The sequence below is a fragment of the Streptomyces filamentosus genome (genome assembly GCF_014654895.1).
GTDB classification, from domain to species: domain Bacteria; phylum Actinomycetota; class Actinomycetes; order Streptomycetales; family Streptomycetaceae; genus Streptomyces; species Streptomyces filamentosus.
Window position 1 is genome coordinate 591436 of record NZ_BNBE01000003.1, and the last position, 25565, is coordinate 617000.

The 25565-nt window shown below is 75.7% G+C and carries 21 protein-coding genes and 1 riboswitch; of the genes, 8 read left to right on the forward strand and 13 right to left on the reverse strand.

From position 1 onward, the window contains the following. Positions 1-107: 107 nt before the first annotated feature. On the forward strand, positions 108-1166 hold the full coding sequence (locus IE326_RS30085; RefSeq protein ID WP_150227578.1) for an aminotransferase class V-fold PLP-dependent enzyme: 1059 nt from the start codon (positions 108-110) through the stop codon (positions 1164-1166). A 23-nt stretch (positions 1167-1189) separates the two neighbouring features. Here the strand turns inward: IE326_RS30085 and IE326_RS30090 are convergent, their stop codons facing one another. Next, positions 1190-1696 carry a MarR family winged helix-turn-helix transcriptional regulator gene (locus tag IE326_RS30090; RefSeq protein ID WP_190043835.1) on the reverse strand — a complete coding sequence of 169 codons (507 nt, stop codon included), beginning with the start codon at positions 1694-1696 and terminating at the stop codon, positions 1190-1192. A 164-nt stretch (positions 1697-1860) separates the two neighbouring features. Between IE326_RS30090 and IE326_RS30095 the strand changes: the two genes are divergently transcribed. After that, positions 1861-2928 (forward strand): alkene reductase, encoded by a 1068-nt coding sequence (locus IE326_RS30095; RefSeq protein ID WP_190043836.1) that lies wholly within the window; start codon positions 1861-1863, stop codon positions 2926-2928. A gap of 118 nt (positions 2929-3046) precedes the next feature. Here the strand turns inward: IE326_RS30095 and IE326_RS30100 are convergent, their stop codons facing one another. After that, complete coding sequence (locus IE326_RS30100) at positions 3047-4144, reverse strand: pyridoxal-phosphate-dependent aminotransferase family protein (protein WP_150232564.1); 1098 nt, start codon at positions 4142-4144, stop codon at positions 3047-3049. A gap of 84 nt (positions 4145-4228) precedes the next feature. Here IE326_RS30100 and IE326_RS30105 point away from each other — a divergent pair, with 84 nt between their 5' ends. Next, positions 4229-5314: an amidohydrolase family protein gene (locus IE326_RS30105; protein ID WP_190043837.1), complete on the forward strand. Its 1086-nt coding sequence runs from the start codon at positions 4229-4231 to the stop codon at positions 5312-5314. Between the two features lie 8 nt (positions 5315-5322). On the opposite strand, the gene IE326_RS30110 is transcribed toward IE326_RS30105, so the two are convergent. Beyond that, complete coding sequence (locus IE326_RS30110; RefSeq protein WP_190043838.1) at positions 5323-5889, reverse strand: GNAT family N-acetyltransferase; 567 nt, start codon at positions 5887-5889, stop codon at positions 5323-5325. Beyond that, positions 5886-7985 carry a penicillin acylase family protein gene (locus IE326_RS30115; protein WP_150227573.1) on the reverse strand — a complete coding sequence of 700 codons (2100 nt, stop codon included), beginning with the start codon at positions 7983-7985 and terminating at the stop codon, positions 5886-5888. Before IE326_RS30115 ends, IE326_RS30110 begins: the two co-directional genes overlap by 4 nt. 103 nt (positions 7986-8088) lie before the next feature. Between IE326_RS30115 and IE326_RS30120 the strand changes: the two genes are divergently transcribed. Both IE326_RS30120 and IE326_RS30125 read left to right on the forward strand, forming a co-directional pair. Then, complete coding sequence (locus IE326_RS30120) at positions 8089-8808, forward strand: siderophore-interacting protein (RefSeq protein ID WP_190043839.1); 720 nt, start codon at positions 8089-8091, stop codon at positions 8806-8808. Between the two features lie 317 nt (positions 8809-9125). Next, positions 9126-10133, forward strand: a complete 1008-nt coding sequence (locus tag IE326_RS30125; RefSeq protein WP_190043840.1) for an SCO1860 family LAETG-anchored protein — start codon at positions 9126-9128, stop codon at positions 10131-10133. Between the two features lie 96 nt (positions 10134-10229). On the opposite strand, the gene cobC is transcribed toward IE326_RS30125, so the two are convergent. After that, positions 10230-11783 (reverse strand): Rv2231c family histidinol phosphate aminotransferase CobC, encoded by a 1554-nt coding sequence (cobC, locus tag IE326_RS30130; RefSeq protein ID WP_150227570.1) that lies wholly within the window; start codon positions 11781-11783, stop codon positions 10230-10232. Positions 11784-11813: 30 nt separating this feature from the next. On the opposite strand from cobC, the gene IE326_RS30135 reads away from it, so the two are divergent. Beyond that, positions 11814-12554, forward strand: coding sequence for a ZIP family metal transporter (locus tag IE326_RS30135; protein WP_150227569.1), 741 nt, complete (start codon positions 11814-11816; stop codon positions 12552-12554). 2 nt (positions 12555-12556) lie between these two features. Here the strand turns inward: IE326_RS30135 and IE326_RS30140 are convergent, their stop codons facing one another. From IE326_RS30140 to IE326_RS30170, 7 genes are all read right to left on the reverse strand, one after another. Further along, on the reverse strand, positions 12557-13897 hold the full coding sequence (locus IE326_RS30140; protein ID WP_190043841.1) for a cobyrinic acid a,c-diamide synthase CobB: 1341 nt from the start codon (positions 13895-13897) through the stop codon (positions 12557-12559). After that, positions 13891-14499 (reverse strand): cob(I)yrinic acid a,c-diamide adenosyltransferase, encoded by a 609-nt coding sequence (gene cobO, locus IE326_RS30145; RefSeq protein ID WP_150227567.1) that lies wholly within the window; start codon positions 14497-14499, stop codon positions 13891-13893. The genes IE326_RS30140 and cobO overlap by 7 nt, the downstream gene beginning before the upstream one ends. Continuing rightward, entirely contained in the window at positions 14499-16574 is a 2076-nt protein-coding gene (locus IE326_RS30150) for a putative cobaltochelatase (RefSeq protein ID WP_190043842.1), read from the reverse strand. Before IE326_RS30150 ends, cobO begins: the two co-directional genes overlap by 1 nt. A 49-nt stretch (positions 16575-16623) precedes the next feature. Further along, positions 16624-18132: a cobyric acid synthase gene (locus IE326_RS30155; protein ID WP_150227565.1), complete on the reverse strand. Its 1509-nt coding sequence runs from the start codon at positions 18130-18132 to the stop codon at positions 16624-16626. Then, complete coding sequence (locus tag IE326_RS30160) at positions 18129-19118, reverse strand: cobalamin biosynthesis protein (RefSeq protein ID WP_190043843.1); 990 nt, start codon at positions 19116-19118, stop codon at positions 18129-18131. The genes IE326_RS30155 and IE326_RS30160 overlap by 4 nt, the downstream gene beginning before the upstream one ends. A gap of 54 nt (positions 19119-19172) precedes the next feature. After that, a riboswitch (cobalamin riboswitch) is annotated at positions 19173-19255 on the reverse strand. A gap of 160 nt (positions 19256-19415) precedes the next feature. Next, positions 19416-19637, reverse strand: coding sequence for a hypothetical protein (locus tag IE326_RS30165; protein ID WP_150227563.1), 222 nt, complete (start codon positions 19635-19637; stop codon positions 19416-19418). A gap of 73 nt (positions 19638-19710) precedes the next feature. Continuing rightward, positions 19711-20985, reverse strand: coding sequence for an inorganic phosphate transporter (locus IE326_RS30170; protein ID WP_190043844.1), 1275 nt, complete (start codon positions 20983-20985; stop codon positions 19711-19713). A 397-nt stretch (positions 20986-21382) separates the two neighbouring features. Between IE326_RS30170 and IE326_RS30175 the strand changes: the two genes are divergently transcribed. Together IE326_RS30175 and IE326_RS30180 are read left to right on the forward strand one after the other, a co-directional pair. Next, entirely contained in the window at positions 21383-22507 is a 1125-nt protein-coding gene (locus IE326_RS30175; RefSeq protein WP_150227561.1) for an alpha/beta hydrolase, read from the forward strand. A gap of 393 nt (positions 22508-22900) precedes the next feature. After that, a complete protein-coding gene (locus tag IE326_RS30180) occupies positions 22901-24376 on the forward strand; it encodes a hypothetical protein (RefSeq protein ID WP_373310314.1) in 1476 nt (491 codons plus the stop codon). Positions 24377-24593: 217 nt separating this feature from the next. Here the strand turns inward: IE326_RS30180 and ypfJ are convergent, their stop codons facing one another. Then, entirely contained in the window at positions 24594-25487 is an 894-nt protein-coding gene (gene ypfJ / locus IE326_RS30185) for a KPN_02809 family neutral zinc metallopeptidase (protein ID WP_150227559.1), read from the reverse strand. Positions 25488-25565: the final 78 nt, after the last annotated feature.

Genomic DNA, 25565 nt, shown 5'->3' on the forward strand with positions numbered 1-25565 from the left:
TGCTCCGGCCCCGCCTCGCGCCTGACCTGCGGAGATAAGGGCCGCTTGGGGGCTCCCCATGATCGGCGGCCATTGACGGCCGATCGAGGGGAGCCCAGGCTGGGGCCATGGATTCCCTCGACCAGCCGCTCGGCGGCGCCGAGTTCGCTCCCACGCGGACCTATCTGAACACCTCCGCCTGCGGCCTGCTGCCGCGCCGCACCGTCGAGGCGGTCACCCTCCTCGCCGAGGAGACCGCCGCCGGGCGGTCCGGCGGCGCCGGCAGCTTCGAGGTCGTCGCCGAGGCGCGGGCCTCCTTCGCCCGGCTCGCCGGGGTCGCCCCCGAGCGGGTCGCGGTGGGCAGCTCGGTCGCCGTGCACTGCGGGATGATCGCCCAGTCGATGCCCTCCGGCGCCGAGATCCTCTTCCCCGAGGGCGACTTCTCCTCGGTCATCACGCCCTTCACGGTCCGCGGCGACCTGAAGACCCGTTTCGTGCCGCTGGAGCGGCTCGCCGAGTCCGTCCGCCCGGAGACCGCGCTCGTCGCCTTCTCCGCCGTGCAGTCCGCGGACGGCCGCACCGCCGACCTCGCCGCCGTCCGGGCCGCCGCCGCGGCCCACGGGGCCCGCACCCTGCTCGACGCCACCCAGTCCGCGGGCTGGCTGCCGCTGAGTGCGGGGGAGTGGGACTACACGGTCGCCGGGGCGTACAAGTACCTGCTCTGCCCGCGCGGCACCTCCTTCCTCACCGTCACCGAGGAGGCCCAGGACGGCCTGCTGCCGATCCACGCGGGCTGGGTCGCCGGAGAGGAACTGTGGGTCAACAGCTACGGCCCGGTGCGCGAACTCGCCCGCTCCGCCCGCCGCTTCGACGAACCGGCCGCCTTCCTCCCGTACCACGGCGCCGCCCGCTCGCTCGCCCTCCTGGAGGAGGTCGGCGTCGAGCGGATCGAGGCCCACGACAAGGGGCTCGCGGCCCGCTTCCGGGCCGGGCTGCTCTCCCTCGGGCACGAGCCGGTCATGGACGACTCCCCGGTCGTCGCCGTGCCCGGCCTCGGCCACCGCGCGGACGCCCTGGACGCGGCGGGCGTCCTGCTCTCGGCCCGCGCGGGGAACCTGCGGGCCTCCTTCCACCTGTACAACACGGCGGCGGACGTCGACCGCGCCCTGGACGTCCTCGGGGGCTGAACGCCCCGCCGGGAAAAGGAGGTTCAGCAGTTCAGCGGCGGGCAGTCGCCCGCCTCGCCCGCCTCCTCGCGCAGGTTGTCCGCGACCAGCCCGAGCAGGCGGGCCAGTTCGGCGCGCTCGGCCGGCCCCAGACCGGCCAGCGAGCTCGCCTCCAGGTCGGACCAGGCGTCCTCGACCCCGGCCCGCAGCGCCTGCCCCCGCTCGGTCGCCTCGACGCGGACCGCCCGCCGGTCGGCGGGGTCGGGGGAGCGGTGCACGTACCCGCACTGCTCCAGCCGCTGGAGCATCTTCGTGACGGTCGACGGGTCCAGGCCGAGGGACTGGATCAGCTCCGACTGGCGGACCGCCCCGCAGTCCCACAGCCGCATCATCATCAGCTCCTGGCCCGGGTAGAGGCCCAGGTCGCGCAGGCGGCGCCCCATCGCTATCCGGTGAGCCCGGGAGACCCGGGCGAGGGTGTGGCCGACGGGACCGCCCCGGGCGGCGGACGGCAGTTGTTCCTCGGTACAGACGGGTTCGACCGCGGTCATCAGGGCTCCTCGGGGCGGTTCTCTCGTCCTCCAGGGTACGTGACCCGCTCTTTTGCTTGGCTGGCCAAGGAATGGGTTACAGTGGCACGGCCGGATAGTTGGCCGACCACATAAAAGCAGTGGGCGGCCGCCCCATTCCTCCGAACTCCTCCGAGGGGACCGCCATGACCACCGCCTTCGACCCCTTCGACCTCGCGGGCACCCGCCTCGCCAACCGCATCGCCATGGCCCCCATGACCCGCAGCCGGGCCGACGGGGCGAGCCGCACCCCCACCGACACCGTCGTCGAGTACTACGCCCAGCGGGCCTCCGCCGGCCTGATCATCACCGAGGGCGTCCAGCCCGTCCCCGAGGGCCAGGGCTACCCCGACACCCCCGGCCTCCACAGCCGCGAGCAGATCGCCGCCTGGCGCAAGGTCACCGACGCCGTCCACGAGCGCGGCGGCCGGATCTTCGCCCAGCTCATGCACTCCGGCCGGATCGGCCACCCCGACCTCCTCGACGACGGCCTCCACCCCGTCGGCCCCTCCGCCGTCGCCGCGGCCGGCCAGGTCTACACCCACGAGGGCCCCAAGGACTTCGTCACCCCCCGCGCCCTCACCGGCGACCAGGTCCACGAGGCGGTCGCCGGCTTCGCCGCCGCCGCCCGCAACGCCGTCGAGGCCGGTTTCGACGGCGTCGAGATCCACGGCGCCAACGGCTACCTGATCCAGCAGTTCCTCGCCTCCGGCTCCAATCACCGCACCGACGAGTGGGGCGGCAGCGTCGAGAACCGGATCCGCTTCGCCGTCGAGGTCGTCCGCGCCGTCGCCGCCGAGATCGGCCCCGACCGCACCGGCCTGCGCATCTCCCCGGCCAACACCCTCAACGACATCGCCGAGACCGAGACCGAGGAGATCTACACGGCCCTGCTCGCCGCGATCGAGCCCCTCGGCATCGCCTACCTCCACGTCCTGGAGACCTCCCCCGAGCGCCGCCCCCTCGTCCACGAGCTGCGCAAGCGCTTCGCCGGAGCCTTCCTCCTCAACCCGGCCACCGAGGGCCCCACCGACGCCGCCGCCCTCGCCCTGGTCGAGGACGGCACCGCCGACCTCCTCGTCTTCGGCCGGCTCTTCATCTCCAACCCCGACCTGCCCGCCCGGCTCCGCACCGGCGGCCCCTACAACGAGCTCGACGCGGCCACCATGTACGGCGGCGACCACCGCGGCTACGTCGACTACCCCGCGCTGTAAGGCCCCGGACGCGCCGCAAGGCCGGACGCGCGGCAAGGCCCGGACAGGCCGCGAGGCCCCGGACACGCCGGAGGGGCGGGACCCGTCGCCGGATCCCGCCCCTCACCGCGTCCCGCGCCTACCAGGCCGCGGTGACCGCCCGGCGCGCGCCCTCCAGGTCCACCTTCCGGCCCGCCTCGCCGAGCACCGCGCCCAGTGCGGCCAGCGAGGACTGCACCGCGTTCGGGGTCGCGTCGGCCCCGTAGTGGTTCACCCGGATCATCTCCTTCGCCAGCGCCCCGCCGCCCGCGATCAGCGGCAGCGAGGGGTCGGCGGCCAGCGCCTTCGACACCAGGTCCGAGGCGTCCAGCTCCGCCGGGACCCGCAGCGTCGTCGCCACCGGCGCCGCGTCCTCCGCCTCGCGCACGTACGGCTCCAGGCCGCCGCCCAGCGCCAGCGCGCCCGCCCGGGTCGCCGCGGCGGCCGAGGCGTGCCGGGCCATCAGCGCGTCCAGGCCCTCGGCCTCGATCCGCTCCACGCACGCCTCCAGGGCCAGCATCTCCAGCTGCGCCGGGGCGTGCAGCAGCGCCTTGCGGCCGCCGTCGATCCAGCGCTCCTTCCAGTCGAGGAGGGAGAGGTACGAGCGGCGCGGGGCGGCCGGGTTGGCCGCGAAGCGCTCCCAGGCCCGCGCGCTCACCGACACCGCGGAGACGCCCGCAGGGCCGCCCATCGCCTTCTGCGCGCCGATGATGCACATGTCCACGCCCCAGGCGTCCGGCAGCACCGGCTCGGCGCCGATGGACGCCACCGCGTCCAGGTAGAACAGCGCCCCGTGCGCCCGCACGACCTCGCCGATCTCCGCGACCGGGTTGGTGTTGCCGGTCGCGGCCTCCGCGTGCACCAGCGAGACGAAGTCGATCTCCGGGTGCTCGGCGAGCGCCCGCTCCACCTGCTCGGCGGTGACCGCCGCGTGGAAGGGCACGGCCAGGTCGACCACGGTCGCCCCGCAGTCGCGCAGCCAGTTGCCGAAGGTCTGCCCGTACGGACCGGTGACCACGTTCAGCGCGGTCGAACCGGCCCGCGCCCCGCTGCGGATGCACCCCTCCAGGGGCAGCAGCGCCTCGCCCTGCGTGATCACCACGTCCTGCTCGGTGGAGAGCAGCGCGGCGACCCGCCGCTCGATCGACGCGAAGTGCGCGGCGGTCATCGGAGCCAGGTCGAGCAGCGGATGTGTCACGGTCACGGTGGTGCCTTCTCGGGTCGGTGGTACGGCCGTGGCCAGCGTACGCCCACCGGTCCGGCCGCCTCGTACAGTGCTGGCATGAGCGATCACGAGGTGTTGCACGTGCGGGGACGGGTGCTCGTCGGCCCGGAGGACGTACGGGACGAACTCTGGTGCGTGGACGGGCGGATCACCTTCGACCGGCCCGCCGGGGAGGCCCTGGCGGTGACCGGCTGGGCGCTGCCCGGACTGGTCGACGCCCATTGCCACGTCGGCCTCGACCGGCACGGGCCCGTGGACGCGGCCACCGCCGAGAAGCAGGCCCTCACCGACCGGGACGCCGGCACCCTGCTGATCCGGGACGCGGGCTCGCCCTCCGACACCCGCTGGATCGACGACCGCGAGGACCTGCCGAAGGTCATCAGGGCCGGCCGGCACATCGCCCGCACCCGCCGTTACATCCGCAACTACGCCCACGAGATCGAGCCCGCCGACCTGGTGGAGTACGTCGGCCGGGAGGCCCGGCGCGGCGACGGCTGGGTCAAGCTGGTCGGCGACTGGATCGACCGCGAGGTCGGCGACCTCACCCCGTCCTGGCCGCGCGCCGAGGTCGGGGCGGCCATCGCGGAGGCGCACCGGCTGGGCGCCCGGGTCACCGCCCACTGCTTCGCCGAGGACTCGCTGCGCGACCTCGTCGAGGCCGGCATCGACTGCGTCGAGCACGCCACCGGCCTGACCGAGGAGACGATCCCGCTCTTCGCGGAGCGCGGGGTCGCCATCGTCCCCACGCTGGTCAACATCGCGACCTTCCCGCACCTCGCCGACGGCGGCGAGGCCAAGTTCCCCCGCTGGTCGGCCCACATGCGGCGGCTGCACGAGCGCCGGTACGACACCGTCCGCGCCGCCTTCGACGCCGGGATCCCGGTCTTCGTCGGCACCGACGCGGGCGGCTCCCTCGCCCACGGCCTGGTCGCCGAGGAGGTCGAGGAGCTGACGAGGGCCGGCATCCCGGCGCTCGACGCGCTCTCCGCCACCACCTGGGGGGCGAGGGCCTGGCTGGGCCGGCCCGCCCTGGAGGAGGGCGCCCCCGCCGACCTCGTCGTCTACGACGAGGACCCGCGCGCCGACGTCCGGGTCCTCGCCGCCCCGCGCCGGGTCGTGGTGAACGGCCGGGTCCTCGCCTGAGGAGGAGCTCAGACGGCCCGGCGGAGGAAGGCCAGCCGGGCCCTCTTCTCCGGGATGAAGACCTCCGGCAGGTCGATCTCGGGGAGGACGACCTCCGGGCCGAGCTCGAAACCGGCCCGGGCCATGCGGGCGATGGCCTTCTCGTTCGCCGCGTCCGGCTCGACCACGATCCGGAGGTGGTCGCGGTGGCAGAAGGCGACGAGGGCGGAGAGCAGCCCGGCCGTGAAGCCGGGGGACGGGGCGGTGCTCGGGGCGACGAAGAGGTGGCAGCCGATGTCGCCGTCCTCCACCTCGTAGCACTCGCTGACCCGGTCCGCCGCGGGGTCGTACGTCTGGAAGATCGAGACCGGCTCGCCGTCGAGCTCCACGAGGAAGCCGTGGTGGGTGGTGAGCGAGTCCAGGTGCGCGTAGACGTCCCTGACCTGCTCGACGGTGGTGCCGTTCATGCCCCAGAAGCGTCCCCGCTCCTCGTTGACCCAGCCGTGGATGAGGACCGCGTCCGCGTCCGGGGCGATGGGCCGGACGGTGACGGTGCCGAGGCCCTCGACGGTCTGGACGTGTACGGGGGTGGTCATCCCTGCTCCTTGGTGAGGCGGTTCCAGTCGGTGGTGACGGGGGCGAGGTCGCCCCGCAGCCACAGGGGGAGTTGGTCTTCGTGGTGCGGGTCGCCCGCCACCCCGGACGCGCCGAACGGCACGATCCAGCCGCTGCGTTCGCGGTCGGCGAGGTCCCACACGTAGCGGGCGGCCGACGCGCGGGCGCTCCGGTCGGTGTAGCCGGGGGCGCTGGAGGTGGAGAGCACGCAGTCGTGGTCGCCGCCGAGCCCCGGCCAGCGCGCGTCGGCGTCCTCGGAGGGGTCGGGCAGGGCCTGCCAGGGCGCGAGCCGGTGGACGGCGCCCCAGACGGGAGGCGCCTCGCCCGCGCCGGTCTCCTCCAGCGCCTCGCGGACGATCCGTGCGACGTCCCCGGCGGGCACCGGGCCGCCCGCGAGCAGCGTCTCCAGGGCGAGGCCGACCCGCGGGCCGAGGTACAGCCAGGGCCGGAACACCTCGGGGTACGGGGCGGGTTCGCGCAGCCCCGCGAAGACCTCGTGGGCGGCGATCCGGCGCACCACGGCGCCCCGCACCGCCGCGAACAGCCCGGCGTCGGCGCTGTCCGCGTCCATCCGCCGGTCCCAGGCGAGCAGCCGCTCCCGCACGGCCGCGGCGGCGGGGGAGAGGGCCGCGTCCCCGCCCTCGCCCGCGCCGGCGGCCTCCACGGCGGCCAGCAGCCGGGCCGCCGCGCGGTTGTCGGTGTCGCGGTGGACGGCGGCGGTGTCGCCGGGGGTCCAGGCGGAGGAGGCGCCGAGCAGCTCCGCGATCCGGTCGGCCCGGTGCGGTGGCGCGAACTCGACGCCGAGCGGGGCGGCGATCCCCCGCGCGTTGGCCATCACGGCGTAGCCGCCGGTCACGTCGGCGCGGGGCGTCGGCGCGGGCTCCGGTCCCCAGGCGTGTCCGGCGTCCCAGGCGGGCACGGGCCGCAGGGAGTTGGCCCGGTCGCGTACGGGGACGTGCCCGGCGACCCGGTGCAGCAGCCCGCCGGCGGTGTCGGCGGCGAGCACCACGTTCACCGGCTCCACCCAGGCGTCGAGGGCCGTGTCGAGCTCGGCGACGGTCCGGGCGGCGAGCAGCCGCGGCAGGACCTCGAAGCCCAGCCGGCCGGTGACCCGGGGCACGTACCGCAGGCTCAGCCCCTCCCATTCGCCGTCCTCCGGCCCGTCGCCCGTGATCACCGGGCCGCGCGCGGTCTCGACGACCTCGACCGGGACGGGCTCCCCGCCGTGCACCTCGACGGTCTCGACGTGCACGGCGGCCGGGCGCCAGCCCTCGGGGCCGTACGCCTCCACGCCGCCGCCGGGGACGCGCCGCAGCCGCTCCCGGTAGAGGTCCTGGTAGTCGGCCATCGCGTTGGTGATGGCCCAGGCGACGTGCCCGGCGTGCCCGAAGTGGGCGAGGCCGGGGACGCCGGGCACGGCGAGGCCGACGACGTCGTACCGGGGGCAGGCCAGCCGGATCTGCTGGTAGACGCCGGGCGCCTCGATGAAGCGGTGCGGGTCGCCGGCGACCAGGGCGGCGCCGCTCGCGGTCCGCTCCCCGGTGACCAGCCAGCCGTTGGACCCGGCGGTGGCCGGGCCGTCGGCGGCGAACAGCTCCGTCCACTCCGGGCCGAGCCGGGTCGCCACCTGCTCGCGCCACAGCTTGGTCGGGAAGCCGGCGAAGAGGATGTGGGTGGAGAGCCAGACGGCCAGCGGCGTCCACGGCTCCCAGTGGCCGGGGGAGAGGCCGACGGCGGTGAACTCGGGTGCGCGGCGGGCCCCTTCGGCCAGGCCGTCGTTGACCCCGTCCGCGTAGGCCCGGACCCAGTCGGCGGTCTCGGGGTCGGTCTCCTCCAGGCGGGCCAGGCAGCGGCGGGCGGTGTCGGCGAGCCGGGCCCGCCGCACGAAGAGGTCCCACTCCGTCTCGGCGGCGCCGAGGAAGGCGGCCGTGGTGCCCTGGGCCCGGTGGCGCTCGACCTCCAGCTGCCAGGCGCGGTCGTGCGCGGTGACCCGGCCCTGGGCGAAGGCGAGCTCCTCCGGGTCTCCGGCGCGCAGATGGGGGACGCCGTACGCGTCCCGGTGGACCTCGATGCTCACCCGTACCGTTCCCGTCCGTGTGCTTTCAGATTTCGTTAGGTTAGGCTGGCCTAAATTGATCGCCGACCCAAGGTAACGCATGGGCCGGGGGGAGGAGCACGCGGTGGGGCACGGGTGGCAGGGCGCCGTCCTGAAGCTGATGGGCGCCAAGGACTTCACGTTCACCGTCACGGGGGCCGAGCGGGTCACCGACGACTACCGGCGGGTCCACTTCACGGACGGCGGGCTGCTCGCCGCCGCCGGGGTCCACCCGACGATGTGGGTCCGGATCTGGTTCGAGAACGCCGGCAAACCGCACCAGCGCGGCTACACCCTGGTCGACCCCGACCCGGAGGCGGGCACCTTCAGCCTGGAGTTCGCCCTCCACGACGGTCCCGCCAGCCACTGGGCCCGCGGCTGCGCCCCCGGCGACACCGTCGAGGCCACCCTCCAGGGCACCGGCTTCGAGACCCCCGAACCCCGGCCGGAGCGGCTGCTGGTGATCGGCGACCCGGCCTCGCTGCCGGCCGTCAACTCGCTGCTCGACGCCCACCCGGACCTCCCGGCCACGGTCTGGTTCGAGACTCAGCACGCCTCCGACGAGGAGCTGCCCTTCCGCGTCGACCCGGACCGCCACGACCTGCGCCGGGTGCCCCGGCAGCGGGCCGGCGCCGCCCTCGTCGAGCGGGTCAGGACCGAACTGCCCGCGCTCGCCGGACCGGAGGCGTACGTGTGGATCGCCTGCGACACCGCGACCACCCGCGCCCTCGCCGGATACGTCCGCAAGGAGCTGGCGCTGCCCAAGGAGCGGGTCCACGCGCTCGGCTACTGGCGCCCCAGCTGAACCGTTCCTCCCGGAGTGAAGTTGACGATCCGTGACCCCCTCGGGGCGCGGATCGTTCTTCTTGCCCGCGCGGAGTCCCGCGCGCCCCGTGCGCACCCCCTCGTACGAAACACGCGGGGCGAGCGGGAACGGTTGTGTCGAAAAAAATCGAAAATGAACACGGAAACCCCCCTTTGGAGTGAACTCACGCCAGGCGACTGTCGGTTCACTCTCCGTGCGTAAAGATTCCGGTGTCTCAAGTCGCCGCGCCGCACAGACCCACCGTCCCCGTGGTGAGCGGCCGGCGACGCCATGCCTTCTGTGGGGGTTCCACCATCTTGAACAGCAACACCTTCCGCACGTCCGCCCGCCGCACCGCCGCCGCGGCGGCCGTCGCCGCCCTGGCCGCCGGCCCCGTGCTCCTCGTGGCCCCCGCGGCGCACGCGACGGGCGAGGAGGGCCGCGCCGGCGCCGTCGTCCTGCGCACCGGGCTCGACGTCTCCCTCCTGAACGAGACCGTGAAGGTCCCGGTCCGCGCCACGCTCAACGAGGTCAAGGCGCCCGCGAGCGAGAGCGAGACCGCGCTCAGCGTGAAGGTGCAGGGCGCGGAGGGCGGTCAGCCGATCGACATCCTCACCGCCGACGTCGCCACCTCGACCGCCACCGTCGACGAGAAGAAGGCCGAAGGGTACGTCAACCTCGCCAAGGCCCGCCTCCACGTGCCCGGCCTCCCGGCGCTCGCGATCATCGAGGTCGAGCAGGTCACCTCCAAGGCGGTCTGCGAGACCGGCAAGAAGCCGGTCGCCCGGTCCAACGTCCTCGGCTCCGTCCGCGTCCTCGGCCAGAAGGTCACCCTCTCCGCCGGCGGCCGCTCCCAGGTCGAGGTGCCCCAGGTCGGCAAGGTCACCCTGGACCTCTCCCGCACCACCACGACCGCCCGCACCGCGGCCGCCACCGCCCTGGAGCTGAACGTCGAGGTCGACCCGCTCAAGCTCGGCGTCGCCAAGGTCAGGGGCACCGTCACCCTCGCCGAGGCCACCTGCGAGACCCCCGCCGGCCCGGCCCCGACCGAGAAGCCCACCGAGAAGCCCACCGAGAAGCCGACCGAGAAGCCCACGGAGAAGCCCGGCGAGCGGCCCACGGAGAAGCCGAGCGAGCAGCCCACGCCGCAGCCCACCGAGTCCGAGGGCGGCATCAAGACCAACAACGGCGGCTCCACCCCGACGGAGAACCTCGCCGAGACCGGCGGCAGCTCCGCCACCCCGTACATCGCGGGCGGCGCCCTCGCCCTGGTCCTCGCCGGCGGCGGCGCCGTCGCCCTGATCCGCTCCCGCGCCCGGGGCTGACCGCCCGGGAGGGCGGAAGGGGGAACCGGCCCGGGGCGGGCGGTGCGACGACACCGCCCGCCCCGGGCCGCCCCGCGGCCGGGGAAGGGCGGCGGCTCAGCCGCCCAGCAGCAGGGCCTGGTCCAGCGCCTGGAGGAAACGATTCGTCGTCACCCGGTCCCGGACCGCGAGCCGCAGCCAGTGGCGGTCCAGACCCGGGAACGTGTCCCCGCGCCGCACCGCGAACCCCAGCAGCCGCAGGCGCTCCCGCACCGCGTCCGCGCCCTCGGTCCGGATCAGCACGAACGGCCCCTCGGCCGCCGGCACCGTCCGCACCTCGTCGAACTCCGCCAGCCCCGCCAGCAGGTGCGCCCGCTCCACGCCGATCCGGTGCGCCGCGTGCTCCGCCTCCGCCAGCGCCGCCCGCGACATGCACGCCTCCGCCGCCACCAGCGCCGGCGTCGACACCGGCCACAGCGGCTGCGCCCGCTCCAGCAGCGCCACCGTCTCCGGCCCGGCGAGCACGTAACCGATCCGCAGCCCCGCCAGGCCCCAGGTCTTCGTCAGGCTCCGCAGCACGATCAGCCCCGGCAGGTCCGTCCGCCCGGCCAGCGACTCCCGCTCGCCCGGCACCGCGTCCATGAACGCCTCGTCCACGACCAGGTACCGCCCCGGCCGCGCCAGCGCCGCGAGCGCCTCCGCCGGATGCAGCACCGACGTCGGGTTCGTCGGGTTCCCGACCACCACCAGGTCCGCGTCCTCCGGCACCGCCGCCGGATCCAGCCGGAAACCGTCCTCCTCGCGCAGCAGCACCCGGCGCACCTCGTGCCCGGCGTCCCGCAGCGCCGCCTCCGGCTCCGTGAACTGCGGATGCACCACCACCGGCCGGCGCACCGGCAGCGCTCTCGCCAGCAGCACGAACGCCTCCGCCGCGCCCGAGGTGAGCAACACCCGCCCCGGCGGGAGGTCGTGCCGCTCCGCCACCGCCGCACGGGCCGAACGCCCGTCCGGATAGGCGGCAAGGGAGAAGAGGGAACGGGCGATCCGCTCCCGCAGCCAGTCCGGCGGGGTCGCCGTCCGGACGTTGACCGCGAGGTCGGTGAGCTTCTCGTCCCGGACCTCGGCATCACCGTGATGCCGCAGGTCATGAGCGTGGCTGCCCGTGGGGGGGCCTTCCGTGTGGGTGTCCATGTCCGCCGTCGTGTGGGGGGTGGGGGTGGAGATGTGGGGTGAGTCAGGCTCGCCAGCGATGTACCCCCGCGTCAAGGGCGACAACCGTGCGACGGACGTCACTTCGTCCGGCCGAACCGGGACGGAAGCCGCGATCGCGCAGGTCACCCGCCGGGACTTCCGCTTCGGCACCACCAGCACCGCCCCCGGACCCGCCGCCACCAGCGCCGCCGCCTCCGCCACCGAGGCCGTCCCCGACGCCGCCAGCGGCACCTCCGACGGATGCGGCACCACCACCCCGGCCAGCACCTCCGCCGGGAACCCCGTCACCGGCACCCCCAGGCGCCCGGCCGCCGCCACGATCCCCGGCGCGCCCGCCCGCGCGTCCAGCGTCGCCAGCCCCCGCACCCGTACGCCCCCCGCCTCCGCGAGCGCGCCCCGGACCAGCTCCAGGACCTCCCGCGCCGTCGCCCCCGAACGGACGCCCACCCCGACGTGCACACCCGGCCCCCCATCCGATAGCAAGGGGCCATGGCAGTGGTCGTCGCGCTCGGCGCGTTCCTCATGACGCTCTTCGGCGGCTGGGTCGCGCAGCGCGTCACCGACCGCCGGCACCTCGTCCTCGGACTCGCCGGCGGCCTCATGCTCGGCGTCGTCGGACTCGACCTGCTCCCCGAGGCCCTGGAGGCCGCGGGCGACGAGGTCTTCGGCGTCCCCCAGGCCCTGCTGCTCTTCGTCGGCGGCTTCCTCTTCGCCCACGTCGTCGAACGCCTCCTCGCCACCCGCCGCGCCGCCCACGGCGCCGAGACGGGCAGGCCGACGGAGGAACGGACCCCGCAGGTCGGCCTCGTCGCGGCCGGCGCCATGGTGCTGCACAGCCTCATGGACGGCATCGCGCTCGGCGCCGCCTTCCAGGTCGGCGGCGGCATGGGAGCCACCGTCGCGCTCGCCGTCGTCACCCACGACTTCGCCGACGGCTTCAACACGTACACGCTCACCAGCCTGTACGGGAACGAGCGCCGCAAGGCCCTCGCCATGCTCCTGGCCGACGCGGTCGCCCCCATCGCCGGCGCCGCCCTCGCCACCCTCCTCACCCTTCCGGAGGAACTGCTCGGCAGCTATCTCGGCTTCTTCGGCGGCGCCCTGCTCTACCTCGCCGCCGCCGAGATCCTGCCCGAGGCCCACCACGAACACCCCGCCCGCTCCACCCTGCTCTGCACGGTCGCCGGCGTCGGCTTCATCTGGCTCGTCGTGGGCCTCTCCGGCGGCTGAACTCACCCGCAGCGCCCCACGAACCGCGCCGCGACCGACGGCGCGCCCGCCCAGTGCGTGTGCACGTAACTGGCGTGCACCCCGCCCTGCACGAAGCCCTCCGTCCGCATCTCCGGCTGCCGCAGCCCCCAGGCCGCGAGCGGGCCCGCGCCCGGCTCGATCACCGTCCGGTGGAACTCGTGCCCCCGCAGCCGGGTCCCGGCCGCCGCGAGCACGCTGTCGTTCACCGCCACCGCCTCCCGGTAGCCCAGCGTCAGCCGCGAGGACATCCGCGCGTCCGCGTCCAGGACCCCGCACATCGGCGTCCCGTCCAGCGACCGCGCCAGGTACAGCAGCCCGGCGCACTCGGCGGCGATCGGCGCGCCGCCCGCCGCGAGCTCCGCCACCGCCTTCCGCAGCGGCTCGTTGGCGGCCAGCTCCGCCGCGTACACCTCGGGGAAGCCGCCGCCGATCACCAGCCCGCCGGTGCCCTCGGGCAGCGCCTCGTCCCGCAGCGGGTCGAAGGTCACCACCTCGGCCCCGGCGGCCCGCAGCAGCTCCGCGTGCTCGGCGTACGAGAAGGTGAAGGCGGCCCCGCCCGCGACGGCGACGACCGGCCTGCGCCCCGCCGGCGGCGGCGCGACGGGCGGGGTCCACGCCTCGGAGTCCAGCGGCGGCGCCGACCGGGCCAGCGCGAGGAGCCCCTCCAGGTCGCACCCGGCCCGCACCTGCTCCGCCTGCGCGGCCACCGCCTCCACCGCCGCCGCCTGCCGCTCGGCCACCGGGACGAGCCCCAGGTGCCGCGACGGGGTCGAGACGGCGGGCGCCCGCCGCAGCACGCCGAGGACCGGCACCCCGGACCCGCCGAGCGCCTCCCGCAGCAGGTGCTCGTGCCGGTCGGTCGCGACCTTGTTCAGGATCACGCCGCCGATCCGCACCTCCGGGTCCCAGGACGCGAAGCCGTGCACGAGCGCCGCCACCGACCGGGACTGCGAGGACGCGTCCACGACCAGCACCACCGGCGCCCGCAGCAGCTTCGCCACCTGCGCGGTGGACGCCAGCTCGCCCTGGTCGGCGGCCCCGTCGTACAGGCCCATCACCCCCTCGACCACGGCCAGGTCGCAGCCCCGCGACCCGTGCGCGAAGAGCGGCGCGACCAGCCCCGTGCCGCACATGTACGCGTCGAGGTTGCGCCCCGGGCGGCCGGTGGCGAGCGCGTGGTAGCCCGGGTCGATGTAGTCGGGCCCCACCTTGTGCGGGGAGACGGAGAGCCCCCGGGAGGCGAACGCGGCCATCAGGCCGGTCGCCACCGTGGTCTTCCCCGCCCCCGACGACGGGGCCGCGATGACGAGACGTGCTACCACTCGATGCCCCGCTGGCCCTTCTGACCGGCGTCCATCGGGTGCTTCACCTTGGACATGTCGGTGACGAGGTCGGCGAAGTCCACCAGCTCCTGCGGCGCGTTGCGCCCGGTGATGACGACGTGCTGCTGACCGGGACGGTCCCGCAGCACCTCCACGACCTCCTTCACGTCGATCCAGCCCCAGTGCAGCAGGTACGCGAACTCGTCGAGGACGTAGAACTTGTACCGCTCCTCGGCCAGGTCCCGCTTGACCTGCTCCCAGCCCTCGCGCGCCTTCTCCTCGTGCGACTGCTCGCCCTCGGCGACCTCGCGCTGGATCCAGGACCAGCCCTCGCCCATCTTGTTCCAGGTGACCGTGCCGCCCTTGCCGGTCTCGCCGAGCGCCTTGAGGGCGTTCTCCTCGCCGACCTTCCACTTGGCGGACTTCACGAACTGGAACACCCCGACCGGCCAGCCCTGGTTCCAGGCGCGCAGCGCCATCCCGAAGGCGGCCGTCGACTTCCCCTTCCCGACGCCCGTGTGCACCATCACCAGCGCCCGGTTGCGGCGCTGACGGGTCGTGAGGCCGTCGTCGGGCACGACGGTCGGCTGTCCCTGCGGCATTAAGCGGCCCTCCTGATAGAGCGATCGACTTGTACGTCCCGGACCAGGCCCGCGAGCGCGTCGGCCCGCAGCTCGTCCAGGGTGACGGCGGTGCCGCCCAGGTCACGGGCGAGGTTCCCGGCGAGACCGAGCCGCACCGGGCCCGCCTCGCAGTCCACGACGACGCTCGCCGTGCCGTCGGCGGCGTGCAGCCGCGCGGCCCGCGCGGCCAGCCCCACCGGATCGGGCCCGCCACCGGTCGCCCGCCCGTCGGTCACGACCACGAGCAGCGGCCGCCGCGAGGGGTCCCGCAGCCGCTCCACCCGCAGCACGTCGTGGGCCTTCAGCAGCCCGGCGGACAGCGGCGTGCGCCCTCCGGTCGGCAGCTCCTCCAGGCGGGCGGCGGCCGCGTCCACGGAGGACGTCGGCGGCAGCGCCAGCTCGGCGCCCCGGCCCCGGAAGGTCACCAGACCCACCTTGTCGCGCCGCTGGTAGGCGTCGAGCAGCAGCGAGAGCACGGCGCCCTTCACCGCGCCCATCCGCCGGCGCGCCGCCATCGACCCGGAGGCGTCCACGACGAACAGCACGAGGTTCCCCTCGCGCCCCTCCCGCACCGCCTGCCGCAGGTCGTCCCGGCGCACCACGAGCCCCGCACCGGACCGGCCCCGCGCCCGCTGGTGCGGCGCGGCGGCCCGCACGGTCGCCGACAGGTGCAGCTTGGTCAGCGCGCCCCGGGGCCGGGTGGCGCCGGTCGTCCGGCCGCTCTGGGTCCGGGCCCGGGACCGCCGCCCGGCCGCGCCGTCCCCGAGTCCGGGCACGCTGAGCACCTTCGTGCGGAACGGCTCGCCGGCCTTGACGGCGGCCCGCTCCCCGGCCGGGCCGGAGCCCTGCGGCGCGGGAGCCCGCTCGGGCGCCTGCTCCGGTGCGGCGTCGGTCCCGGGAGCCTGCTCGGGCGCCTGCTCCGGTGCGCCGTCGATCCCGGGCGCGGGCCCCTCACCGCCCTGCGGCGGCACCCCGCCGCCCCCACCGGGACCGCCGTCCCCCGGCCCGTCCGGCCCGGGGTCCGGGTCGTCGTCCGGCTCCTCGCCCTTGAACCGCTCCAGCGTCTCGTCCAGCTTGTCCTGGTCGAGGCCGGGCGCGTCGAAGGGGTTGCGCCGGCGCCGGTGCGGCAGCGCGAGCAGCGCGGCCTGCCGCACGTCCTCGGAGGTCACCTCCTCCCGCCCCGCCCACGCGGCGAGCGCGGTCGCGGCCCGGGCCATGACGATGTCGGCGCGCATCCCGTCGACCTCGAACGCGGCGCAGGTGGCGGCGATCTGGAGCAGGACGGCGTCCCCGAGCACCACGCGCGGCAGCACCTCCCGCGCGGCGGCGATCCGGGCGCGCAGCGCGGCCTCCTCGCCCGCCCACCGGGCGGCGAAGGCGGCCGGATCGTCCTCGAACGCCAGCCTGCGCCGCACCACCTCGACCCGCTCCTCGGGCACCCGCGAGGCGGCCACCTCCACGGTCAGCCCGAACCGGTCGAGCAGCTGCGGCCGCAGCTCGCCCTCCTCCGGGTTCATGGTGCCCACCAGCAGGAAGCGGGCGGCGTGCCGCACGGAGACGCCCTCGCGCTCCACGTGCGAGGCGCCCATGGCGGCGGCGTCGAGCAGGTGGTCGATCAGATGGTCCGACAGGAGGTTGACCTCGTCGACGTAGAGGATCCCCCGGTGGGCGGCGGCCAGCAGCCCCGGCTCGAACGCCTTCACGCCCTCGGCCAGCGCCTTCTCGATGTCGAGCGCGCCGACCAGCCGGTCCTCGGACGCCCCCACGGGCAGCTCCACCATCCGCGCCGGACGCGCGCCGGAGGCGCCGTCCCCGTGCGGCCCGTCCGGGCACCCCGGATCGGGCGCGGCCGGATCGCAGCTGAACCGGCAGCCGGCGACGACCGCCACCTCGGGCAGCAGCCCGGCGAGCGCGCGGACGGCGGTCGACTTGGCGGTGCCCTTCTCGCCCCGCACGAGCACGCCGCCCACGCTCGGGCTGACCGCGTTCAGCAGCAGCGCGAGCCGCAGGTCGTCCATCCCGACGACGGCGGTGAACGGGAAACGGGTGCTCATCGGGTGCTCACTCCTTCGGTACGTACGGATGCCGGGACCGGGCGGCCGCTCACGGCGCGCCCGGCGGCACGAACGGCAGGCCCTTGGGGGCGCCCTCCTCGACGAGCCGCAGCAGGGCGTCCGTGTCGGCGTGCTCCTCGATCAGGTCGCCGAGGCGGTCCAGCTGCTCCTCGCGCAGGGTGCCGAAGGAGGTGTCGGGGGCGGGCACGAAGGCCCGGCCCGCCGCCGCCGCGACCTCCCGGAGGAAGGCCCGGCGGAAGCCGTCGCTCTCCAGCGAGCCGTGCCAGTGGGTGCCCCAGACGGCGCCGACCCGGCAGCCGTCCAGGAACGCCTCCCCGCCGCGCACGTCCGCGACGCCGTGGTGGATCTCGTACCCCTCGACCCGCTCCCCGAGCGCCTCGCCGACCGGCCGGGCCAGGGTCTTCTCGCGCGCGAACCGGACCCGTACGGGCAGCAGCCCGAGCCCGTCCACGGCGCCCGCCCTCGACTCGACCTCGTCCTCGATGTGCTCGCCGAGCACCTGGAAGCCGCCGCAGATCCCCAGCACCGGACGCCCCTCGGCGGCCCGCCGGGCCAGCGCGTCCGCGAGGCCCCGCTCGCGCAGCCACGCCAGCGCCCTGACCGTGCCCCGGGTGCCCGGCACCACGACGAGGTCCGCGTCGGCCAGCTCCTCCGGCCGGTCCACGAACCGCACGATCACGCCCGGCTCGGCGGCCAGCGCGTCCACGTCGGTGAAGTTCGACATCAGCGGGACGGCGCAGACCGCGACCCGCAGCACGTCCGCGCCGACCGGCGGCGCGACGACGGACTCGCGGACGGTGCCGCGCAGCGAGACCCGCAGGCCGTCCTCCTCGTCGATGCCGAGGCCGTGCGCGTACGGCAGGACGCCGAGGGTCGGGCGGCCGGTCAGCCCGTGCAGCATGTCGAGGCCGGGCTCCAGCAGGGTCACGTCGCCGCGGAACTTGTTCACCAGGTAGCCGGCGACCAGCTCCTGGTCCTCGGGCGCGAGCAGCGCCGTCGTGCCGAAGAACTGGGCGAAGACCCCGCCCCGGTCGATGTCGCCGACCACGACGACCGGCAGCCGGGCGGCCCGCGCGATGCCCATGTTGACGATGTCGGTGCGCCGCAGGTTGATCTCGGCCGGGCTGCCCGCGCCCTCGCAGATCACCGCGTCGTGGGTGGCCCGCAGCTCCTCCAGACAGGCCAGCACCGGCTCGAAGAGCGTCTGCTGCCGCCCCCCGTGGTAGCCCTTGGCGCTCATCTCGCCGACCGGCCTGCCCATCAGGACGACCTGGCTGGACCGGTCGCCGCCCGGCTTGAGCAGCACCGGGTTCATCAGCGCGGTCGGCTCGACGCGGGCGGCCTGCGCCTGCATGGCCTGCGCGCGCCCGATCTCGGCGCCCTCCCGCGTCACGAAGGAGTTGAGGGACATGTTCTGCCCCTTGAACGGCGCCACCTTGACGCCCTGCCGGACCAGCCAGCGGCAGATGCCCGCCGTGACGACGCTCTTGCCCGCGTCCGAGGTCGTCCCGGCGACGAGCAGCCCCCCACCCCTCACTTCGTCCTCCGCTTCACCGTGGCGTCGAATACCGTGTCGGTCAGGATCCGGCCGCCCACGCAGGCGGCCAGGGTCAGCCAGGTCACCCGGCGGGAGAGCCGGACGGCCCGGTCGACGTCGGCGACCTCCACGGGCCGCCCCTCCCCGTTCAGGACGGGCCGGTGCTCGACCCGCCCGCCGTACGAGAGCGTCCCCCCGAGCCGTACCCCGAGCGCGCCCGCGAAAGCCGCCTCGACCGGTCCGGCGTTGGGACTGGGGTGCTTCCCGGCGTCCGCCCGCCAGGCCCGTACGGCCCCGCGCGGATCGCCGCCCGCGACGGCCGCGAGGGCCGCGGTGAGCCGGGCGCCCGGCCAGCCGGCCAGGTCGTCGAGGCGGGCCGAGGCCCAGCCGTAGCGGAGGTGGCGGGGCGACCTGTGGCCCACCATGGCGTCCAGCGTGTTGACGGCGCGGAAGCCGAGCAGCCCCGGCACGCCCGCGACCGCGCCCCACACGAGGGCGCCGACGACGGCGTCGGAGGTGTTCTCGGCGACGGACTCGACGACCGCGCGGGCCATCCCGGGCCCGTCCAGGTGCTGCGGGTCGCGTCCGACGAGGTGCGGCATCCGCTCCCGGGCGACCTCCAGGTCGCCGGCGGCGAGCGCCCCGCCGATGGCGCGGGCCTCCCGGCCCAGGGTCGTCCCGCCGACGACGGCCCACACCGCGGCGGCGGTCAGCGCGACGGAACCGGCGCGGCTGCCGCGCACCGCGCGGGCGGCCAGCGCCCCGGCGGCGACGGCGCCGCCCGCGCAGACGGCGGTGTGCAGGGCGCCCCGGCCCCGGTGGTCGCGCCACAGGCGCCGCTCGACGGCGGCGGCGGCCCGGCCGAAGACGGCGACGGGGTGCCCGCAGCGCGGATCGCCGAGGACCAGGTCGACGGCGAGGCCGGCGGCCGCTCCGTACGCGAAGACTGCGGTGGCTCGGGAAGCCACGGGGGTACGGCCGGGCATGGCGGCGTGTCCTCACTCAGGGTCCGCGCCCTGGGTCGACGTGACCGGCGGCGAGAGTTCCTGACTCCCGGAACCCGCTGGTCGCTGGGGTCCGGTCACAGTGGCGGGACCGCGCCGGAATCGCACCGGGCTTCCTCTCCATTGCCGCCGTATTGGCCCCGGCAGTCCACCACGCCCCGCGAACGGCCGTCAACTCACCCTTGACCTGCGACGGGTCACTGTGCGGAGCGCCACAGACACGAGGGCCGGGCCCGCCCTCGCGTGGAGGTGCGGACCCGGCCCCGGGGGCGTCGCGGGTCAGACGACGATCAGGTAGATGCCGTACGCGACGGCCGCCGCGCACAGCGCGAAGCAGGCGTAGGCGCCGGTGCGGGCGAGGGCGGCGGAGCCACCCTGGGCCGCGGCCTTCTCCTGCTTGCCGAGGCCGACGATCCCGAGGGTGAAGAGGCCCACGAGGGCGACGGTCGCCACGAGGCTGACTCCGAAGACGGAGCCGAGGGCTGCCCAGTCGATCTTCATGGCTTGGTTCCCGTTTCCTTAGGGGTGATCGGAGGAGTGCCCGGAGGTGCCCGGAAGGCTTTCCGGCACGGGCTCAGACCGCGGCGGCCGGGGCCGGGGGAGCGGCGGGGTCGCCGGGGGCCGGCGCGTGGATGGTGGCCTTGAGGCCGTCGTCCGCGACGGCGGCGACGGAACCGGCCGGCGGCGGGGTGACGGCGGCGATGGCCGTGGTCACGACGCCGGGGGTGCCGGAGTCGTCGCCGTCCAGGTCGTCGGCGGTGACGTTGTGGTGGTCGACCGGCTGGCGGCGGGAGAGCGCCCAGATCACGGCCGAGCCGCCGACGAGGAGGGCCGCGGTGACGGCGATGCCCCAGGTGCCCTGCTTGGTGAGGAACTCGGCGGCGGCGCCGACGAGACCGGCGGCCGGAAGGGTCAGGCCCCAGGCGACGAACATCCGGGTGGCGGTCGACCAGCGGACGACGCCGCCCTTGCGGCCGAGGCCGGCGCCCATCACGGCACCCGAGCAGGACTGGGTGGTGGAGAGGGAGAAGCCGAGGTGCGAGGAGGCCAGGATGACCGTCGCGGCGCTGGTCTGGGCGGCGAAGCCCTGCTGCGGCTGGAGGTCGGTGAGGCCCTTGCCCATGGTGCGGATGATGCGCCAGCCGCCGAGGTAGGTGCCGAGCGCGATCGCCATGCCGGCCGAGACGATGACCCACAGGGGCGGGTTCGAGCCCGGGGCGACGACGCCCTGGGTGACCAGGGCGAGGGTGATGATGCCCATCGTCTTCTGCGCGTCGTTGGTGCCGTGGGCGAGGGAGACGAGACCGGCGGAGGCGATCTGGCCGGCGCGGTAGCCCTTGGCGGTCGCCTTGGCCTCCGGGTCGGCCTTGATCTTGTACGTCAGCTTGGTCGCGGCCATCGCGGCGAGACCGGCGACGATCGGCGCCGCCACGGCCGGGATGAGGACCTTGGTGACGATGGTGGAGCCGTTCACGGCCGACCAGCCGGCCGACATGACCGCGGCGCCGATGAGGCCGCCGAAGAGGGCGTGGGAGGAGCTGGACGGCAGGCCCAGGAGCCAGGTCAGCAGATTCCACAGGATGGCGCCGACGAGGGCCGCGAAGATCACTTCCGTGCGGATGCCCTCTTCGTTGATGATCCCGCCGGAGATCGTCTTGGCGACCTCGACGGACAGGAACGCGCCCACCAGGTTCAGCACGGCGGACATGGCCACCGCCGTCTTGGGCTTCAGAGCGCCGGTCGAGATGGTCGTCGCCATCGCGTTGGCGGTGTCGTGGAAACCGTTCGTGAAATCGAACACGAGAGCTGTCACGACCACAATGGCGAGCAGCAGCGTGATGTGTTCCATTTACCCAGGCAATCGTTTGACGTCAGTGGCTGGTCGAACGTAAGCAACCTGAGTGAACGGAAGGTGAACTGGGCAGGGCTTCATGGTGTCCCTAACCGGGGCCGTGAGATTCCGCTTCCGCCGCCCGGCACCCCCCTGTCCAGCATCCGGTCACCCCGCGACCACGGGTAATCCCGCCCCCCACGGGGCGCACCGGCCCCGTGCCGCCCCCGTCCCGCCCGGCGCGTTCCGCCCGCTGGACGGAATCATCCGCACGGGGCACGCCCCGAGGAGACCCTCGTCACTCCCCGGAGGGAGCCCTCCGCTTCTCCGGCCCCGCCTCCCGCCCCCTCTCCCGCCTCCCCCCGTCCGGCCCCGTCCGGTGGCAGCCTCCACGGCCCCGTGGCGACACTGGAGCGTGCGCCCGGCTACAGCGACGGCAGCGGCCGTCACCACCCTGATCGGTGTCGGAGCGGCCGTCGTCGCGGCCGGCCGGCACGCCGGCGACGTCGCCCTCCGGGCCACGTCCGGCCGGCCCCTCCCCGGCGACCCCCGGCTCACCGTGCACGCCACGGGACCCGAGCGGGTCACCCTCACCCGCAGCCTCGCCTCGCTGCGCCCCGGCACGTACGGGATGACGGCCCCCGGCCTCCACGCGGTCACCGGCCCCGTCCTCGACCACGTGCCGCACACCGCCGACACCGTCGTCCGCCGGCTCGAACGCGTCGAACTCGGCGCCCTCGCGCCCGGCAGCCGGATCCGGCTCACCCCCCAGCTGCACACCGGCACCCCCGAGACCGCCCTCGGCCTCCCCCACGAGGACGTCGAGATCCCCGGCGAACTCGGCCCCCTGCCCGCCTGGCTCGTCACCGGCCCCCGTGCCACCTGGGTCATCGCCCTCCACGGCCTCGGCGCCGGCCGCGAGCACGCGCTGAACCTCCTCCCCTTCTACGCCCGCCGCCGCGTCCCCGTCCTCGTCCCCGCCTACCGCGGCGACGACGGCGCCCCCGCCCCGGCGGACGGCCTCACGCGGCTCGGCGACACCGAATGGCGCGACGTCGACGCCGCCCTGCGCTACGCGATCCGCCGCGGCGCGACCAAGATCGTCCTGCACGGGTGGGGCACCGGCGCCACGATGGCGCTGCGCGCCGCCGCCGAGTCGGGGGTGCGCGACCGGATCGCCGGCCTCGTCCTCGACTCCCCGGTCCTCGACCGCGAGGCCACCGTCCGCAACCTCGCCGCCGCGCGGGGCGTGCCCGCACCGCTCGTCCCGCTCGCCGTCCGCGCGGCCCTCGGCGACGCCGGGCCGCACGCCGACCACGAGGCCGCCGCCGATCCCGGCGCGCTGCGCGTCCCCGTCCTCCTGGCGCACGGACCCGACGACACGATCGCCCCCTGGGAGCCCTCCGTCGAACTGGCCGCCCGCCGCCCCGACCTCGTCAGCCTCCTCACGGTCCGCCAGGCCCCCCACACCGCCATGTGGAACGCCGACCCCCTCCGCTACGAGGAAGCCCTCCGCCGCTACCTCACCCCTTTCCTGTAACCGGCCCCGCCGTTCCGTCGTGGGCGGTCGTTCCGCGAGGTGCGGCGCCTCCGTTCCGTCGTGGGCGGTCGTTCCGCCGGGGCGGAACGGGTGGGCACGACGGAACGGCACCCTTCGCGGGTGCCTCCGCACATGTGCCTGGACCCGCACCCCAAGTGCACCGTGCACGGGGTGCGGGTCCAGGCCCGGAAAGCCTCGGCCCGGCAGGGGGCGCCGTCCCTGTGCCCACCCGTCCCGCCCTGCGGGACGCCTGCCCACAGGGACGACGACGGGGACGCGGCCCGCGGAGGGACGGCGGGGCGGCACGGGTCGTGGGGGTGGCGGAGGCGGCGGCCGGGACGGCGCGGGGGATTCCGATTGGGCTTTCGGGCCGTCAGGGGGAAGACTGCCCCAGTGACGTCTCGAAAGCCCGATGAACCATTGGCGCGCAACTCCAGACTCCGACTCGTCCGTCCGCGGTCACTGGCCACCGCCCGACGGGCCGCGACGACGCGGCGCACCCGGCCTGCCCCGAGGCCGCCCGAGGGCACCCCGCCCCGCGCGGAACTGGCCCGCCAGGCCAGGCTGGTCCTCGCCGACGCGGTCCGGATCGCCCGCTGGGCCGCCACTCCGCGGGGCCCGCAGGCACGTCCCCGTACGGCCTCCTCCCCGGCCTCCGCCCCCGCTTCCGCTTCCGCCGCGACGGGCCCGCTCGACACCTCCGCCGCGGTCGAACGGGCCGCCGCCGACCTGGACCTGACGCCGGAACGGATCCGGGCCGGCTGGGACCGGGCCCGGCTCGCCGGCCTGGTCGAGCTGCACGGCGCGACGGTCCGCCCCGGCTGGCGGCTCCAGGCGTGGGACCGCGACGACTCCGCCGTGCTCCGCGGCTGGGTCGCGCTCCTCGACGCCTGGTCCCTGGTCCATCCGGCCCCGGAGGGCGTCGCGCCGGGCGCGGTCGCCGAGGTGGTGGAGGCGGTGCCGCAGGTCCTGTCCCTGCTCCAGCTCTCCCACGGCCCGGTCCTGGTCCCCGCCCTGCTGGACCTGCTGGGGCAGCGCGTGGACGAGCTCCGCGAGGAGCGCTGCGAGGTGCCGGGCGACGGCGCCCCGGACCAGCGGTCCGCCCCCGTACCGGCACCCGCCCCGGGCGAGGGCCTGCCCGCCCTGCTGGACTGGGCCCTGGAGGGCCTGGCCGAGGTGGGCGCGCTCACCCTGGACGACCGGTCCGCACCGGAGGGACGTCACGCGACCCTGACCCCGCTGGGCAACTGGGCGGTGTGGGTCAAGCTGGAGCAGATCTGCGTGGCCGCGCAGAGCCCCGCGGGGAACATCGAGCAGTCCGCCGCCGACATGCTCCGCGGCTGCGCCCGGCTGACCCCGGGCCCGGCCCGGGACGAGTACCGCGCCTGGCTCGCCGCCCGCACCCTGGCCGGCGCGATCGCGGAGCTGCTGGCCGCGGCGCGCGGCGAGGACGCCCTGCTGCGCGGGCTCGCCTTCGAGGCGCTGCGAGTCGTCGGCGCCCCGGCGGAGGCGGAGGTCCGCGCCGCGGTGGCCGAGCCCTCGCTGCGTCCCTACGCCCTGCTCTGGCTGGCGGAGTACGAGGGCGCCGACCCGGAGGAGGCCCCCGAGGTCCTCACCCGCGAGGAGGCGACCTGGCTCTGGGTGGACACCGCCGCCGCCGTCGCCGACCACGGCGAGAGCGAGCTGCTGGTGCGGCACCTGGATTCGGCCGTGCAGGGCACGGTGCCCGCGCTGCTCGACGAGGTGCGGGCCGTCGGCCACCCCCGGACGGTGCAGGTCCTGGTGGCGCTGGCCGCCGCGCACCCGGACCCGGCCCTGGCCAAGGCGGTCCGCCGGGCCGCCTTCCAGGTCCACACGGGCGGCGCCTGACCCCACGCCGGGCCCCGGCACGACCCGGGCCCCTCGTGCCATGGACCGGCGGTCCCGGTCCGCCGGCCCCGGGGCGCGGGCGCCGGAGCTCCCCGCCCCCGGCGTCCCGGGAGCCGTGCTCCCGGCCGGTGGGCGGGGTGACGGTCTCCGCGCCGTGCGCCGCCGCGCGCACGTGGTGCTCGTCCGGGACCCGGACGCGGACCGCGGCGGAAGGCGGTCAGCGGAAGGTGTTGCACCGGGCCATGTCGCCCGTCCGGTAGCCCGTGTAGAACCACTGCTGCCGCTGCTCGGCCGAGCCGTGGGTCCAGCTCTCCGGGGTCACCCGGCCCTGGAAGCGCTCCTGGATCCGGTCGTCGCCGACGGCCGCCGCCGCGTCCAGGCCGTCGCGGATGTCGGCGTCGTCCAGCCGGGTGAGCAGCGGCCGGCCGGTGGACTCGTCGGGGGTGCCCGTCGCGTGCCGGGCCCACACGCCCGCGTAGCAGTCGGCCTGGAGCTCGACGCGGACGGCGTTGGAGTCCGCGCCGGTCCGCCCGTCCTGGGAGCGGCTGAGCGTCCCCATCAGGTTCTGGATGTGGTGTCCGTACTCGTGGGCCACCACGTACGCCTGGGCGAAGGGTCCGCCGCTGGAGCCGAACTTGGTCCGCAGCTCCTCGAAGAAGCCCAGGTCCAGGTAGACCTGCCGGTCGCCGGGGCAGTAGAAGGGGCCGACCGCCGAGCTCGCCGCGCCGCAGGCGGTGTTGACCCGCTGGCTGAAGAGGACGGTGGAGGCGGGGGCGTAGGTGCCGCCCCTGCGGGTGTACTCGCCCCGCCAGTAGTCCTGGAGGCTGTTGACCACGGCCACCGTCCGGCAGTCCTGCCGGCTGTTGGCGTCGGCGCCGGTCCGGCACGCCTGGTTCACCTGGGCCGCCGAGGAGGCGCTGGCCGCGGGCTGGTCCTCGTCTCCGGAGGAGAGGCCCAGCTGCTCGGGGCCCACGCCGAAGAGGACGCCGAGGACCAGGGCGATGAGGCCGATGACCCCGCCGCCGACGGTCGCCCTGCCGCCGGGGATCCGGCTGCCGCGGACGTCCTTGACCTCCGAGGTGTCCAGACGGGCGTCGTCGTCGAACTGCACGGTCCACCTCCGCGTCGCCGCGGCGGCCCTCGCCGCCCTCCGCCGAGTATCGGCCGACCAGAGCCCTCTCGCCCCTTT